We start from the raw sequence: 16023 nt of genomic DNA on the forward strand, positions 1-16023 counted from the left end.
CGAGCTGTCGGTTCGAATTTGAACAACACCTTCGGACCGCATCGGCGCCGGGCGGCGCGGACAGGACGCGCCGGAACCCGCCGGAAGCCGGCCGGACGGCCCACACTGGGAGAGGACCGGAGCACACCATGACCACCGCGGACCCCGGGCGGATGCCCGCCCTCTACCTCAGCCACGGCGCACCCCCGCTCGCCGACGACCCCCTGTGGCCCGCCGAGCTGGCCGCCTGGTCCGCCGGGCTGCCCCGGCCCCGCGCGATCCTGATGGTCTCCGCCCACTGGGAGGAGGCGCCGCTCGCCCTCGGGGCCACCGACCGCGTCCCGCTCGTCTACGACTTCTGGGGCTTCCCCGAGCACTACTACCGGGTCCGCTACGACGCCCCCGGTGCCCCCGGGCTCGCCGAGCGGGTCCGCAAACTGCTGCGCGCCCCCGGCACCCCCGTCCAGGACGTCCCGGACCGCGGGCTCGACCACGGGGCGTACGTACCGCTCGTGGAGATGTACCCCGGGGCCGACATCCCCGTCCTGCAGGTCTCCATGCCCACCCTCGACCCCCGCCGGCTGATGGACATCGGCCGCAGGCTCGCGCCGCTGCGCGACGAGGGGGTGCTGATCGTCGGGAGCGGGTTCTTCACCCACAACCTGGCCGCGCTGCGCCACACCGGCGCGGGGGTGCCCGGCTGGTCCGCCGAGTTCGACGACTGGGGCCGCCGGGCCCTCGGCGAACAGGACGTGGACTCCCTTCTCGACTTCCTCCACAAGGCCCCGGCCGGGCGGCTGGCCCACCCGCGCACCGAGCACTTCGCCCCGCTGTTCGTCACCCTCGGCGCCGCCGGGGACGAACTGGGCACGCAGAAGACCGCCGTGGACGGCTTCTGGATGGGGCTCGCCAAGCGCTCCGTCCAGTTCGGCTGACCGGTCCCGGCCCCTTCGCCGTCCCGGCCCCGGCACCTCCTGCCGGCTCCCGTTCCACCGCCAGGCCCTCCCCGCCGCACCTCACCACCCCCCCACCGAAAGAGAACCCTGCCCATGACCTCCCTTTCCACCGCCCCGCGCACCTCCGCCGACACCCCCGCCGGGGGCCCGCTCGACGCGGCCACCGCCCGCGCCCACGACGCCGGACTGCTCCTGCTGCGCATCGCCCTCGGGCTGACCATCGCCGCCCACGGCACCCAGAAGCTCTTCGGCTGGTTCGGGGGCGGCGGCATCAGCGGCACCGGCGGCTTCTTCACGCAGAGCGGCTACCCCGCCGGGGAGGCCATGGCCGTCGTCGCCGGGCTCACGGAGACCCTGGGCGGACTCGCCCTCGCCGTCGGCCTGTTCACCCCGCTGGCCGCCGCCGCCCTCGCCGCCACCATGCTCAACGCCACCGCCGTGACCTGGAACGGCAGCTTCTTCGCCGGCGCCGGCGGGGTCGAGTACGAGCTCCTCCTCGTGGCCGCCGCCACCGCACTGGCCCTCACCGGCCCCGGCCGGTACGCGGTGGACCGTTTCATCCCGCAGCTGCGCACCCACCGCCTGGCCCACGGCGGCGCGGCCCTGCTGCTCGGCGCCGTCCTGGCCGTCGCCACCCTGATCTCCCGCAGCTGATCCTGCTCCTGATGTTCCGTCAGGACATTCGGAAGGGGCCGGACCGGACCGCGCGAGCGGCCGGTCCGGCCCCATCTGTCCTCAACGGACCGGCGGGGGAGGGGAGCCGGGAACCCCGGGCCGTCAGGCGGGTACGGCCAGCGCCAGCGGCGCCGGGGGTACGTAGAAGACCGCCGAACCGGTGTGCTCCACGAAGGGGTTGAGGGAGTCGGCCGCCGCCAGGCGGCCCTGGACCCGGGTGAACAGCGCCGGATCCCGCATGTAGGCGAGGAACAGCAGCCCCCGGCCCGTCGCCCCCTCGGTGTACGTGTAGCCGCGGCGCAGCATCCGGGCGCCGCCGTCGTAGCGCGAGTGCGCCAGCCGGGCGTGGGAGTCGGCGGGCAGGACGTACCGCCCCTCCGGGGTCTTGGAGAACAGGTCGACGTGGGCGGACTCCGGGCCGCCGTCCAGCGGGCCGCCCCCGGCGCGGCGGCGGCCGATGATCCGCTCCTGCCGGGCCAGCGGCAGCTCCGCGAAGGGGGCTGTGTGCAGGCGGATGCGCCGGACCACGAGATGCGTGCCGTGCGCCTGCGGGCCCTGCGCGGGCAGCCAGACCCAGCGCTCGGCCTCGGCGGCGGTCGGGTTCGCGCTGCCGTCGCGGAAGCCGAGGGCATTGCGCGGGGCCTGCCCCGGCGGGGTGGCCGGGATGTGGCCGTCCTGGCGCCAGCGGGGCCGCAGGACCCCTTCCGCCGGGCCCTCCAGACGCCGGGTCAGCTCCCGGCAGGCCGTCGCGTCCGGCCCGCAGACCAGCAGCCCGAGGTGGCCGCCGGTGCGCCCCGGGTCGAGGCGGTCGCCCGGGAAGGCGGGGAGCTCGTCCGGCAGCGGGGGCAGGGCGGCGCTGCCGAGCAGGGTGCCGAGGCCCGGCCCCAGCCCGACCGTGGCGGTGGGCCGGGTCCCGGCGGCGGCCGGGTGCGGGGCCGGGGCCGACAGGAGCCGGTCCCAGGAGGCGAGCAGCTCCGCGAAGGACCTGCGCCCGGCGGCGCCGCGGATCCCGGGCCCCAGGTCGTACGCGGTGAACAGGGCGGCGGGCGGCTGAGGGGTCGAGATCCCGGGCTGGCGGCGCGGGGGAGCGGACCGTCCGGCCCGCGGCCCGCCCGCGCGGCTGCCTCCGGCCGGGGCCGCTCCGTCCCCGACCCCGTCGGTGCCCGCCGCCCGGACCCGCCGCGGCGGGGTGCCCGCGGGGTCCGGAGCGGGTGGTGCGGACGGGCCGGCCGGAGCGGACGGGGCGCAGCCCGTGACCGCGGTACCGGCCGCGGCCAGGGCCGACGTACCGAGCAGTCCGACAAATGTCCTACGGCGGCATAGGGCCGAATGAACCGGGACGGAATTGGAGATCACGGACCGGGGACGATACACCTTCGGCCATGGCGAACTCGTCCTCGGCCCCGCGGCGCCCGGCCCGGCGCGGCGTCCGCCCCGCCCTCGCCGCAGCCGCGGCCGCCGTCCTGCTGTCCGCGGCGGCCTGTACCCCGGGCAGCCCAGGAGGCTCGGAAGCCACCGGCGGAACGGGTGCGCAGGGCGGGCGGGACGGGCGGCCGGGCGGCGCGGGCGCCGCCGTCCTGCGGGTCCCGCAGGACCACCCCACCATCGGGAGGGCCGTCGGGCTGGCCCGCCCCGGGGACCTGGTGCTCGTCTCACCCGGGGTGTACCGGGAGAGCGTGGTCCTCGGCACCCCGCGGGTGGTGCTCCGCGGCACCGACCGCAACCGCACCGTCATCGACGGGGAGTTCCGCCGGGCCAACGGGATCACCGTCACCGGAGCCGGCTCGGCGGTCGAGAACCTGACCGTCCGCCGGCACCTGGCCAACGGCCTGCTCTTCACCGGGGTGAAGGACCCCGCCCGGCACTCCTCGGGGGCGGGCGGCGCCGCGTACGACCGCCTCGACCCGGCGGCCCACCCCCCGCTGAGCGGATTCCGCGCCTCCTACGTGACGGCCCACAACAACGCCCTGTACGGCATCTACGCCTTCGACGCCCGCGACGGCCTCATCGAGCACTCCTACGCCTCCGGGCACGCCGACTCCGGCATCTACGTCGGCCAGTGCCGCCCCTGCCGGACGGTGGTGCGCGGGAACACCGTCGAGCACAACGCCGTCGGCCTGGAGGTCACCAACGCCTCGCAGGAGCTGTACTTCCTGGGCAACCGTGCCCGCCTCAACCGGGTCGGCGCCGCGGTCAACACCGACGACCTGGAGGCCCTCGCACCGCAGCACGGGGCCCTGTTCGCGGGCAACTCCCTCACCGGCAACAACGACGCCGCGAGCCCCGAGCAGGCCGACGGGGGCTTCGGCATCGGGATCGGCGTCGGCGGCGCCGGCCCCAACGTGTTCGAACGGAACCTGGTCACGGGCCACCGCCGGGCGGGCATCTGGGTACGGGACGTCCCCGGCCACCCCGCGCGGGGGAACGCCGTCCGCGACAACCGGGTGACCGGCAATGCCGTCGACCTGGTCCAGTCCGCCCCGGCGGGCACGGGCAACTGCTTCGCGGACAACGGGGAACGGGCCGTGTCGGGTCCGGTCCGGGCCTGCGGCGGTATGGGCCGGGACAGCGGGTCCGGCACCGGTGCAGGTACGGGCACGGGATCCGGCCCCGGGTCCGGTACGGGGGCGGGGCCCGGTGCGCCGGGCCGCGCCCCGGCCCCGCCCGGGATGTCGTTCCGCCTGGTGCCGGCCCCCGGGCCGCAGCCGCAGCTGCCGCGCGCGGCCGACACCCGGCCCGCCGCAGGCGGACTGCCCGCGGCCGGGATGCCGGCCCCGCGGGCGGCGGACTACGGACTCCCGGCGGGCTGACCGGAGCCGGTGGAGCCGGTGGCGGAACCACTGCCCGCCGCGCCCCCGGGCCCGGGGGCGAACTCCAGGACCAGCGGCGGGGACTGCACCGCCAGGAGGGCCTCCACCCGGCCGAGGCCCCCGTCCTCCGCCACCCAGTAGCGCAGCGGCGAACCGGCCCCCGGGGCCCCCGCCTTCACCCCCTCCCTCGTCTCCGCCTTCGCCCGCCTGGCCGGTCGCGGACCCGAGAACACCGTGTACCGGCGACCGCCCCGGGTCTGCGCGCCCTGCCACAGGGCCCCGCCCTGCGCGAGCAGCTGGGCGTTCTCGGGCCGGTCCGCGCCCAGGGAGAGCGCCAGCAGCAGCGAGCGGTCGAGCAGGGAGGCGGTGTACGGGCGCCGGACCGCGCGACCCCCGCCGCCCTCCGGGGTCACGGTCACCCCGGAGGCGTCGAACACCAGGCTCCCCCGGGCCCCGCCCGAGGCGTAGGCCGCACGGCCCCGGTGGGTGCGGTAGTCCACGGTCAGGTCCAGCTCCGTCGCGGACCCGGCGGTGGCGGGGACCCGCACCCGGACCCGTACCGGACTGCGTTCGTACACCGACAGCCGGACGAGGGCGAGCTGCTGGGCCTCCTCGGAGGTGACCGGCCGGGCCGGGGGGCCGGGCGGCGGATCGGCCGTACAGCCCGTCAGGAGCAGGGCAAGGACGGCGAAAGCGGTCGCGGTGCGGGGTCTCACCCGCCCAGCAGACCACCGCGCCCGGCCCGGCGGGCGCGGAACGCGCCCCGGGCCACCCGGACGGCCCGCGTGATCCGGCTGCCGGAGCCGGACCGTGCTCGAATTCCAGACAGGAAGGCAACGGCGGCGCGAGGAGGACCAGGGTGAGGGCCAGCGGAACGATCCACCGCACCAGGACGGCGGCCGCCGTGCTCGCCTGCGCCGCGGCGGCGCTCGCGGGGCCGTGCGCACCGGCCGCCGCCGCCGAGCCGGCGCCCGCAGCACCCTGTACCGCGGACACCGGCCCCTACCAGTGGGAACTGGAGGAGTACCTCGGACTGCCCGCCGACGGAAGGCAGTCGGAGGCCGACTGCACCGCGATCCGCACCTTCCAGCGGACCCAGCGCATCAGCCCCGCCGAGGGCCGGGCCGACCTGCGCACCTACCGGACCGCCCTGGTGGTGGAGGAGCGGCGGCGGCCCAACGCGCAGGGCCGGTGCCCGACGGGGGAGGGGCGCGTGGTGTGCGTGGACCTGGAGCGGCAGCTCGTATGGGTGCAGCGCGGCAGCACGGTCGTCTACCAGGCCGTCGCCGTACGCACCGGCCGCTGGGGGCAGCAGACCCGCGACGGACGGCACGAGATCACCCGGCGGGTCGTGGACGAGACCTCGCAGCTGTACGACGAGGCGCCCATGCCGTACGCCCAGTACTTCTCCGGGGGCCAGGCCTTCCACGGGGTGTACGAGGACCTGTTCGACGGCGGGGGCTCGGCGGGCTGCATCAACCTGCAGATCGACGACGCCGAACTGCTCTGGCGGACCACGCGGATCGGCGACCCGGTGGTCGTCTGGGGCACCAAGCCGGGCACGGGCGACGCCTGACGGCGGCCGCCCGGCGACCGGAGCACGGCAGACGACGGCCGGTAGACGGCGGCCGGCCCCGGCGCACACGCGGTGCACCGGGGCCGGCCGCCGTCGCGGTGCCGGGCCCGAAGACCCGGCGGACCGCCCAGCACTCAGCCGTCGCCGTCAGGGCCGACGCCCTTCCTTCCCCTCCTTGCCTCCCTTTCCGCCCTTGCCGGGCTCGCCGCGCTCGTTGACGCGGGTCACGTCGATGCCCTCCGCGGCATTGCCCGCGGTGACCTCGTACGGGCCGGTGACCGGGTCGGACGGCCGCACGTACCCCTCGGGGACGGCCGTCTCCCGCAGGTAGTACGAGCCGGGGGCGAGGCCGCTGAACACGCAGTGGCCCGCGCGGTCCGTGGCACAGGCGGACCCGACCCGGGTGTCGGGCTCTGCGCCGGCGGTCTGCAGACCGCGCGTGCCGTTGGTCTCCCGCCACAGCTCGAAGACCGCGCCGCGCAGCGGCCGGCCCGAGGACCGGTCCTTCTTCAGCAGCCGGATCTCACCGAGCACCGGGTCGTTCGCCACGGTCACGGAGACCCCGGCCGAGGCGTTCTCCACGGTGAGCAGCAGCGGCCCGAAGACCGCCGGATCGGGCAGGCGGTGGCCCTGGGGGGCCGCCGTCTCCTGCCAGTAGTACGTACCGGGCCGCAGCCCGGCCGTGCTGCACCGGCCGTCGGCGGCCGTGGTGCACGGCTCCCCGACCCGGGTGTCGGCCCCGGCGCCCTCCGTCTGGAGACCGGCCTGCCCGTTGCTGTCCCGCCAGAGCTGGAACACCGCACCCGGCAGCACGGCACCGCTCTTGCTGTCGGTCTTGAGCACCTCGACCTGGCCGGTCACGGGCTCGTTGTCCACGGTGACCGTCACGCCCTGGCCGGCGTTCTCCGCCGTGAGGGTGAGGGGCCCGAAGACGGCGGGGTCGGGGAGGCGGTAGCCCTCGGGGGCGGCCGTCTCCTGCCAGTAGTACGTGCCGAGTGCCTGCCCGGTGGCGCGGCAGGTGCCGTCGGCGGGGGTGGTGCAGGGGTCACCGACGCGCGTGTCGGGGGTGGCGCCGCCGGTCTGGAGGCCGGTTTCGCCGTTGGTCTCGCGCCACAGCTGGAAGACCGCCCCGGGGAGGGGTGCGTCCGTGGAGCCGTCGCGCTTGAGGATGCCGATGCCGCCGGTGACCGGGTCGTTGTCCACCGTGACGGTCACCCCGGTGGAGGCGTTCTCGGCGGTCAGCGTGAGCGGCCCGAAGACGGCGGGGTCGGGGAGGCGGTAGCCCTCGGGGGCGGCCGTCTCCTGCCAGTAGTAGGTGCCCAGCGGCTGGTCGGTGGCGGCGCACGTGCCGTTCGCCGGGGTGGTGCAGGGGTCGCCGACCTTCGTGTCGGGGGTGGCGCCGCCGGTCTGGAGGCCGCGGGTGCTGTTGGTCTCGCGCCAGAGCTGGAGTACGGCTCCGGGGAGGGGTGCGTCCGTGGCGCTGTCGCGCTTGACGACCTCCACCCGGCCGGTGACCGGGTCGTTGTCCGCGGTCACCGTCACGCCCTGGCCGGCGTTCTCCGCCGTGAGGGTGAGGGGCCCGAAGACGGCGGGGTCGGGGAGGCGGTAGCCCTCGGGGGCGGCCGTCTCCTGCCAGTAGTAGGTGCCCAGCGGCAGGTCGGCGGTGGTGCACCGGCCGTCGGCGGGGGTGGTGCAGGTGGCGCCGACCTTCGTGTCGGGGGTGGCGCCGCCGGTCTGGAGGCCCGTCGCGCCGTTGGTCTCGCGCCAGAGCTGGAAGACCGCTCCGGCCAGCGGGGCCTGCGTGCCGGAGTCGCGCTTGAGGACCGAGGCGCCGCCCGTGACGGGGTCGTTGCCGACGGTGGTGGTGATGCCCTGCTCGGCGTTCTCGTTCGTGAGGACGAGGGGGCCGGAGACGGCGGGGCTGGGGAGGCGGTAGCCCTCGGGGGCGGCCGTCTCCTGCCAGTAGTAGGTGCCCAGCGGCAGGTCCTCGGCGGTGCAGGTGCCGTTGGCCGGGGTGGTGCAGGGGTCGCCCACGCGCGTGTCCGGGGTGGCGCCGTCCGTCTGGAGGCCGGTCTGCCCGTTGGTCTCCCGCCAGAGCTGGAAGACCGCTCCGGCCAGCGGGGCGTCCGTGCCGGAGTCCTGCTTCAGGACCTCCAGCCGGCCCTGCTGCGGGATGTAGTACCCGGCGTCGTGCGTGTGGTCGTTGTCCCCGGCGGCGCCCGTGGTGAAGCGCTCGGTCTGGGTGGCCCGGTCGGGGTTGGAGTCCACGGAGCGGTCCGAGCCGCGCCCCGGTTCGGTCGGGACGAGGGCGGAGGCGGCCGGGAGCTCCGGGATGCCGCTCGTGTCACCCGTGGTCGCGTCGAAGGTGAGCTGGTACTCCGTACCCGGCTCGACCTGGAAGTAGTACTCGCCCCGGGCGTTGGTGGTCGTGGTCTGCAGGACCTCGCCCGCGGCGTTCTTGAGGGTGACCGTGACCCCGGGGATCGGCTCCTCGTCCGGACCCTGGATGCCGTCGCGGTTGCGGTCGAACCAGACGCGGTTGCCGATCTGGAGCGGGGCCTCGTCGCAGAGGAGCTCCAGGTCGCCCAGGCCGTTGGCCTTGCCGAAGGTGCCCTGGCCCTCGTACACCTCGTAGTCCTCGGACCCGGTGCCCGTCGTGTTGTCGAACTTCCGGACCCCGCCCGAGAAGATCGTCAGCGGGTCGGTGATCGTCGACACGGTCTTCGTGAACCGCGGGGCGAACGCGAGCCCGCCCTGCAGGGACTCGGCGAGCTGCCCGAGGGTCGAGTCCCCCGGGTAGTACTCCTTCACCGTGTCCTGCTGCGGCGGCTGTGTGCCCGGGACGAAGTGGTTCGGGCAGGCGTCGGACTCGCTGTCCCACACCCAGCCCCCGCCCACCCGGCACACGCGCGTGATGTCGCCCATGGCGGGGAAGAGGGAGCGCTGCGCGGGGTCGTTGGTGGTGCCCTCGGGCGCCAGGGCCTCGTAGCCCGCCTGGTCGCCCAGCCGGTCCCGGAAGCCGAGGACCATCGAGCCGTCCCGGTCGAAGACGATGTCCGAGAGGACCGGCTGCGGGAAGTTGGCCTGCACGAACCAGGCGAACGGGTCCCAGGTCGCCAGCCAGTGCCGCCAGCGGGTGTCGCCGTTGACGGCGGAGTAGCCCATGCCGCGCTCGGCGGACAGGTCGTTGGAGACCACCGTCTCGAAGGCGGTCCCGTTGAGCTTCAGCACGTACGCCCGCAGGTCCGCGTCCTGCCCGGAGCTCTCGGCGCTGCACGTGCCGCCCAGGTACAGGGCGCCGTCGTGGAAGCCGAGCCCGAAGGGGCGCCAGTCGGCCGCCCCCGAGGGGCAGCCGGGGTCCGGGATCGGGATCACCTGGCGCGGGGACGCCGGCGGCGCGGCCGGCCCCGCGCCCGCGGTGTCGTACACGTACAGGCTCTTGGCCTTCAGGCCCACCGCGTACAGCGTGCTGCCGTCGGCGGAGACGTCCAGGTCGCCCAGGCCCTCCTTGCCGACGGCGTTGTTGATCTCCAGGGTGTCGCGGGTGAGGTCCGCCGAGTGCACGGCGTCGCCCGCGTCCGGGACCACCGCGAAGGTGGACGTCTGGCCGCTGGCCCGGTCCACCAGGTAGATCCCGCCGGGCCCGGCCGGACCGTACGGGATCAGCCGCTTGGTCAGGGCGCCCACGAACAGCTGGTCCGTGGAGCGCTTGTGGGCGAGCCCGTAGGTGGCGCCGATCTTCTCGAAGGTGCTCTCGTCGTTCGGCGCGGGCGAGTCGCCCGTACGGTCGTACGGCCAGGAGACCAGGGCCTTGGCGCCGACGACGCCCGCGCCGCTCTGCGCGTGGCAGGGGGTGGCGAGGTCGGGGTTGGCGTCGCAGTAGTCGCCGGGGCTGTGGACCCCGGTGACCACCTCGGCGGTGCGGCCGTCGGCCACGTTCACGAACTCGACCAGCGAGGACAGCGAGGGCGCGGGCCCGCCCGCCTGGGCCGGGCGCAGGAAGCCCTTCGCGGCCGGGATCTCGGCCTCGACCCGGTACCGCCCGCCGGACAGGCCCAGCGCGCCGGGGTCGAAGACGGCCCGGCCGTCGGCGCCGGTGGCGACCGTGCGGGTGGCGCCCGAGGCATCGGTGAGGTGGACGGGGATGTCCGCCTCGCCGACCTCCAGGGCCGGGGTCCAGCTGCCGTCGGAGTCGACGTCGCGGACCACCGTGACCGTGACCGACCCGTCGGCGCGGGCGGCGGCCGCGGCGGCCCCCGCGGCCGTGGTCCCCGCCAGTGCGGGCGCGGCCAGCACCAGCAGGGCGCAGCTCAACCATCGTGGGCTCCCGCGGTGCGGGGCCCTCACGACAGCACTCATATCCCTCTTTCCCGATCCCGAGACGAACCTGACAATTCATCAGCATCGGGTGCGGAAGGGGCGGACCTTGATCACGGCGGCGCGTACACGGCTCCGCTCACCCGGTCGGCACACCGGGGCGCCCGTCCCGGTCGGCCGCCGGGGTGGCCCCGGCGCCGGGGGCGAACTGGGTGCGGTACAGCTCCCCGTACCGCCCGCCCGCCGCCAGCAGCTCGGCGTGCGTACCCCGCTGGACGATCCGCCCGGCCTCCACGACCAGGATCTGGTCGGCGGCCTGGACGGTCGACAGCCGGTGCGCGATCACCACGGCGGTACGGCCCTCCAGGGCCTCGGCCAGGGCTTCCTGCACCGCCGCCTCCGAGGTGGAGTCGAGGTGGGCGGTGGCCTCGTCGAGGATGACCACCCGCTGGCGGGCCAGCAGCAGCCGGGCGATGGTCAGCCGCTGGCGCTCCCCGCCGGAGAGGCGGTAGCCGCGCTCGCCGACCACCGTGTCCAGCCCGTCGGGCAGCGCGGCCACCAGGCCGTCCAGGCGGGAGCGGCGCAGCGCCTCCCAGATCTCCTCCTCCGCGGCGCCGGGCCGGGCCAGCAGCAGGTTCGCGCGCACGGACTCGTGGAAGAGGTGCCCGTCCTGGGTGACCATGCCGAGGGTGTCGCGGATCGAGTCGGCGGTCAGGTCGCGTACGTCGACCCCGCCGAGCCGCACCGCGCCGGCATCGGTGTCGTACAGGCGGGGGAGCAGCTGCGCGATGGTGGACTTGCCCGCTCCGGAGGAGCCGACCAGGGCGATCATCTGCCCCGGTTCGGCGCGGAACGACACCTCGTGCAGGACGGGTGTGCCGCCCCGGGTGTCGAGGCCCGCCACCTCCTCCAGCGAGGCCAGCGAGACCTTGTCGGGCGCGGGGTAGCCGAAGGACACCCGGTCGAACTCGACCGCCACCGGGCCCTCCGGTACCCGCAGGGCTCCCGGCTTCTCGGCGATCAGCGGCTCCAGGTCGAGGATCTCGAAGACCCGCTCGAAGCTCACCAGGGCGCTCATCACCTCCACGCGGGCCCCCGCCAGCGAGGTGAGCGGGGCGTACAGCCGGGTCAGGAGCAGGGCCAGCGCCACCACGGAGCCGGCGTCCAGGGTGCCCTCCAGGGCGAAGTACCCGCCCAGCCCGTACACCAGGGCCAGGGCGAGGGCGGAGACCAGGGTGAGGGCGGTGATGAAGGCGGACTGGGCCATCGCGGTCCGGATGCCGATGTCCCGGACCCGCCCGGCCCGCGCGGCGAACTCGGCGGACTCCTCGGCGGGCCGCCCGAACAGTTTGACGAGGGTGGCCCCCGGGGCGGAGAAGCGCTCCGTCATCTGGGTGGCCATCGCGGCGTCGAGCCGCGCGGCCTCGCGCTGCATCCGGGCCATCCGGGTGCCCATCCGGCGGGCCGGCACCACGAACACCGGGAGCAGGACGAGCGCGAGCAGGGTGATCTGCCAGGAGATGCTGAGCATGACCACGAGGGTCAGCAGCAGGGTCACGGAGTTGGCTACCACCCCCGAGAGGGTGTTGCTGAAGGCCCGCTGGGCGCCGATGACGTCGTTGTTGAGCCGGCTGACCAGGGCCCCGGTGCGGGTACGGGTGAAGAAGGCCACCGGCATCCGCTGCACGTGGTCGAAGACGGCCGTGCGCAGGTCCAGGATCAGGCCCTCGCCGAGGGTGGCGGACAGTTTGCGGGTGAGCAGTCCGAGGGCCGCCTCCGCCACCGCGATCAGCGCGATGAGCAGGGCGAGCCGGGTGACCGTACCGTCGGCGCCGCCGTCGACGATCGCGTCGACGACCCGGGCCGCGAGGACGGGGGTGGCCACCGCGAGCAGGGCGGTGACGGTGCTGAGCAGCAGGAAGAGGAGCAGTTGGCGCCGGTGCGGGCGGGCGAACGCCGCCACCCGGCCGAGGCTCCTGCGGTTGAACGGCCGCCGGTCCTGTTCGGCGTTGATCGCACTGTGGAGCGACATCCACGCGGTGACTTCCATGTCCATGCCGGGAACGCTAGGACCTCAACCTAAGTCGAGGTCAAGGTGCGTACGGGGGCTCACCCCCGGCGTGCGGGCATCCTGCCCGCACTCCCCGCCCGTCATGCGCGAAGCTGCTTGATTGGGAGGAGTTCCGAGCATCTTCTTTCAAAATCCCCCGCGGGGGCGCTATGTTGCCAGGCGCATGCCAACCGCAGGTGCCTGCCAGCCACCTCGCGTGCCCGCGCGCGGCCCACCCCCCGGCCGCGCCCGGAGCGCGCAGACCGAGGGAGTCGCCCCATGACGTTCGGCCCACTGCGCCACCGGATCCCGCGCCGCCGGAGTCCGCGCCCCGACCCGGGCCCGCTCCGGCGGGTGCTCGGCACCGCGCTCGTCCTGGCCCTCGCCGCCACCGCCCTGGTGACGGCCGGCCCCGCGCCCTCCGCCGCCGCGGCCACCGCGGGCTCGGTCACGGCCTTCGCCCAGTCCGGGAACACCTTCACGATCACCGCGTCCAGTGGGGCCAGGGCCCGCGTGGTCGTGGCCCGCGCCGACATCTTCCGCATCTGGCTCTCGCCCGACGGGACCTTCACGAACGACCCGGCCGGCGCCGACCTCGCCGCCACCACCGACTTCGGATCCGTCCAGACGGCCTACACCGACCAGGGCACCCACTACCGGATCACCACCCCGGAGCTCTCCATCCGGGTCAACAAGTCCCCGCTGCAGTTCTCCGTCTACCGCGCCGACGGAGTCACCCCCGTATGGGAGGAGACGCAGCCCATCAGCTGGACGAACAGCCAGACCACCCAGTACCTGGCCCGCGGCGCCGACGAGCAGTTCTACGGCACCGGCCTGCGGCTGGGCGAGTGGGCGCTGCGCGGCAAGACGGTGCCCGTGGCCGTGGACAACAAGTGGCGCGAGAACGACAACGCGAGCCCGGCCCCCTTCTACATGTCCACCAACCGCTACGGGGTCATGCGCAACACCTGGGCCCCCGGCTCGTACGCCTTCGACGCCCCCGGGGCCTTCACCCACAACGAGAAGCGCTTCGACGCCTGGTACTTCACCGGCGACTCCCTCAAGTCCGTCCTCGACGCCTACACCGACGTCAGCGGCAAGCCGTTCATGGCCCCGCACTGGGGCTTCGAACTCGGCAACGCCGACTGCTGGAACGCCTCCAACCCCGACTACCAGGGCGACCACGGCAGGCTCCGCCACCAGACCACCCCCGACGTCGTCGGCTACGCCGCCGACGCCCGCGCCGCCGACATGCCCTCGGGCTGGTTCCTGCCCAACGACGGCTACGGCTGCGGCTACACCGCCCCCCTGAAGTCCACCGTCGACGCGCTGAAGGCCAAGGGCTTCCAGACCGGCCTGTGGACCTCCACCGGGCTGGCGGACATCGGCCAGGAGGTGGGCACGGCCGGCTCCCGCGGGGTGAAGACCGACGTCGCCTGGATCGGCAGCGGCTACAAGTACGCCTTCGACGGGGTGAAGCAGGCCGTCGAGGGCATCGAGAAGAACTCCGACGCCCGCCGGTTCGTGTGGACCGTGGACGGCTGGGCCGGCACCCAGCGCAACGCCGTCGTGTGGACCGGCGACACCTACGGCACCTGGGCCGACATGCGCTGGCACGTGCCCGCCATCGCCGGGGCCGGGCTGTCGGGGCTCAACTACGCGGCGGGCGACGTGGACGGCATCTTCGGGGGCAGTCCGAAGACCTACGTCCGCGACCTCCAGTGGAAGGCCTTCACCCCCGCCTTCATGACCATGTCCGGCTGGGGGGCCACGGGCCCCTCCGCGGGCTACCAGGACAAGCAGCCGTGGCGGTTCGCCGAGCCGTACCAGTCCATCAACCGCAAGTACCTGAAGCTGAAGATGCGGCTGATGCCCTACCTGTACACGATGAGCCGCACCGCCCACGAGACCGGCGTCCCCAGCACCCGCGCCCTGGTCCTCGAATACCCCGACGACCCGGTGGCCCGCGGCAATCTGACCAGCGGTCAGTTCATGGCCGGGGACTCCTTCCTGGTCGCGCCCGTGGTCTCCGACACCGCCGTCCGCGACGGGATCTACCTGCCGGCGGGCACCTGGACGGACTACTGGACCGGGAAGACCTACGCCGGGCCCGGCTGGCTCAACGGCTACCAGGCCCCGCTCGACACCCTCCCGCTGTTCGTCAGGGGCGGTGCGGTCGTGCCGATGTGGCCCCAGATGAACCACACCGGCGAGAAGCCCGTCTCCACCCTCACCTACGACATCCACCCGCGCGGCACCTCCTCCTTCAGCCTGTACGAGGACGACGGCCTGACCCGCGCCCACCAGGACGGGGCCTACGCCCGCCAGCGCGTGGACGTGAGCGCACCCGCGGCGGGCCCCGGCACGGTGTCCGTGTCCGTGGGCGCCCCCACGGGCAGCTACGCCGGGAAACCGGCCTCCCGCGGCTACGAGTTCACCCTCCACGTGGCCGGCCCCCCCACCGGGGTCACCGCCGACGGGGCCGCCCTGCCCGCGCACGGCTCCAAGGCGGCGTACGAGGCCGCAGCCACCGGCTGGTACTTCGACCCGGCGGACCGGGCCGGCATCCTGTGGGTCAAGTCCGGTACGAAGTCGGGGGCGTTCACGATCGAGGCCGCCGGCACCCGGATCCCCGCGGCCGAGGCGGTCCCGGGCGGCGGCTCCACCCCGATCCCGCAGTCCGGCTGGACCCTGGCCGGTGCCGACAGCGAGGAGACCCGGGCCGAGAACGGCGCCGCCGTGAACGCCTTCGACGGCAACCCGGCCACCCAGTGGCACACCGCCTGGTCCAACGGCGCCCCAGCCCCCCTCCCGCACGACATCCGCATCGACCTCGGCGCCCGCCACACGGTCGACGGGATCGGCTACCTGCCCCGCCAGGACGGCGGCAGCAACGGCCGGATCGGCTCCTACGAGGTGTACGTGTCGGACAGCACCGCCGACTGGGGCTCCCCGGTCGCAGCCGGCACCTTCGCCGACACCGCCGCCGCCAAGACCGTGGCGACGGCCGCGAAATCCGGCCGCTACCTGCGGCTGAAGGCCCTCACCGAGGCGGGCGGCCGCGGTCCGTGGACCAGCGCCGCCGAGATCACCGCCACCGGCCGGCCGGTCCCGCTGCCCGCATCCGCCACCCTGGTCAACGGGGCCTCCGCCACCTGCGCCGACCTCCCGCACAGCGCCACCGCCCCCGGCACCGAACCCACCCTGTACACCTGCCACGGCGGGCCCAACCAGCGGTGGACCCTGCACCCGGACGGGCGGCTCACCGGACTGTCCGGGGTCTGCCTCGACGGGGCCGCGACCGCGCGCGCGACCGTCCAGCCGTGCAACGGCAGCGCGGGCCAGATCTGGCAGCAGGGGCCGCAGGAGTCCCTGCGCAGCGGCGGCCAGTGCCTGGCGCCCGCGGGCGGGTCCACCGCGGGCGGCGCCAAGCTGACCCGGACGGCCTGCAACGGCTCCGCGGCCCAGAGGTGGACCTTCACCTCCTGAACCCCCGCCCGATCCAAGCCCGTTCCCCGCCCTGACCGGGCGGGGAGCGCCGCCCGGCCGCGCCCGGGGCAGCACCCCGCGGCCCCACCAGCACGGAACCGAGAAAAATGCACGCAGAGAAACAACAAAACGGCAAGCGCGGGCAAAAGAAAGGCAAAGTGCCGCGCGACG

9 protein-coding genes are annotated in these 16023 nt (G+C 75.0%); 5 read left to right on the forward strand and 4 right to left on the reverse strand.

Translation table 11 applies throughout. The features are described from left to right. Positions 1–128 precede the first annotated feature (128 nt). Positions 129–914, forward strand: coding sequence for a dioxygenase family protein (locus ACZ7JZ_RS09035; RefSeq protein WP_470935052.1), 786 nt, complete (start codon positions 129–131; stop codon positions 912–914). Positions 915–1028: 114 nt separating this feature from the next. Next, complete coding sequence (locus ACZ7JZ_RS09040) at positions 1029–1589, forward strand: DoxX family protein (protein ID WP_470935055.1); 561 nt, start codon at positions 1029–1031, stop codon at positions 1587–1589. A 123-nt stretch (positions 1590–1712) separates the two neighbouring features. On the opposite strand, the gene ACZ7JZ_RS09045 is transcribed toward ACZ7JZ_RS09040, so the two are convergent. Then, the gene (locus ACZ7JZ_RS09045) at positions 1713–2966 is read right to left on the reverse strand and encodes a Dyp-type peroxidase (protein ID WP_470935057.1); all 1254 of its coding nucleotides are present in this window, start codon (positions 2964–2966) and stop codon (positions 1713–1715) included. Positions 2967–2992: 26 nt separating this feature from the next. On the opposite strand from ACZ7JZ_RS09045, the gene ACZ7JZ_RS09050 reads away from it, so the two are divergent. Next, a complete protein-coding gene (locus ACZ7JZ_RS09050; RefSeq protein ID WP_470935060.1) occupies positions 2993–4420 on the forward strand; it encodes a right-handed parallel beta-helix repeat-containing protein in 1428 nt (475 codons plus the stop codon). Here ACZ7JZ_RS09050 and ACZ7JZ_RS09055 read toward each other — a convergent pair. Then, complete coding sequence (locus tag ACZ7JZ_RS09055) at positions 4399–5136, reverse strand: hypothetical protein (RefSeq protein WP_470935063.1); 738 nt, start codon at positions 5134–5136, stop codon at positions 4399–4401. The two genes, ACZ7JZ_RS09050 and ACZ7JZ_RS09055, sit on opposite strands and share 22 nt — an antisense overlap. Positions 5137–5279: 143 nt before the next feature. On the opposite strand from ACZ7JZ_RS09055, the gene ACZ7JZ_RS09060 reads away from it, so the two are divergent. After that, a complete protein-coding gene (locus ACZ7JZ_RS09060; RefSeq protein WP_470935066.1) occupies positions 5280–5996 on the forward strand; it encodes a L,D-transpeptidase in 717 nt (238 codons plus the stop codon). 147 nt (positions 5997–6143) lie between these two features. On the opposite strand, the gene ACZ7JZ_RS09065 is transcribed toward ACZ7JZ_RS09060, so the two are convergent. After that, a complete protein-coding gene (locus ACZ7JZ_RS09065) occupies positions 6144–10310 on the reverse strand; it encodes a SpaA isopeptide-forming pilin-related protein (protein ID WP_470935069.1) in 4167 nt (1388 codons plus the stop codon). A gap of 142 nt (positions 10311–10452) precedes the next feature. Continuing rightward, positions 10453–12369, reverse strand: coding sequence for an ABC transporter ATP-binding protein (locus tag ACZ7JZ_RS09070; protein ID WP_470935072.1), 1917 nt, complete (start codon positions 12367–12369; stop codon positions 10453–10455). A 273-nt stretch (positions 12370–12642) separates the two neighbouring features. Between ACZ7JZ_RS09070 and ACZ7JZ_RS09075 the strand changes: the two genes are divergently transcribed. After that, positions 12643–15852 (forward strand): TIM-barrel domain-containing protein, encoded by a 3210-nt coding sequence (locus ACZ7JZ_RS09075; protein WP_470935074.1) that lies wholly within the window; start codon positions 12643–12645, stop codon positions 15850–15852. Positions 15853–16023: the final 171 nt, after the last annotated feature.

The sequence above is a fragment of the Streptomyces sp. NPDC038213 genome (assembly GCF_055600495.1).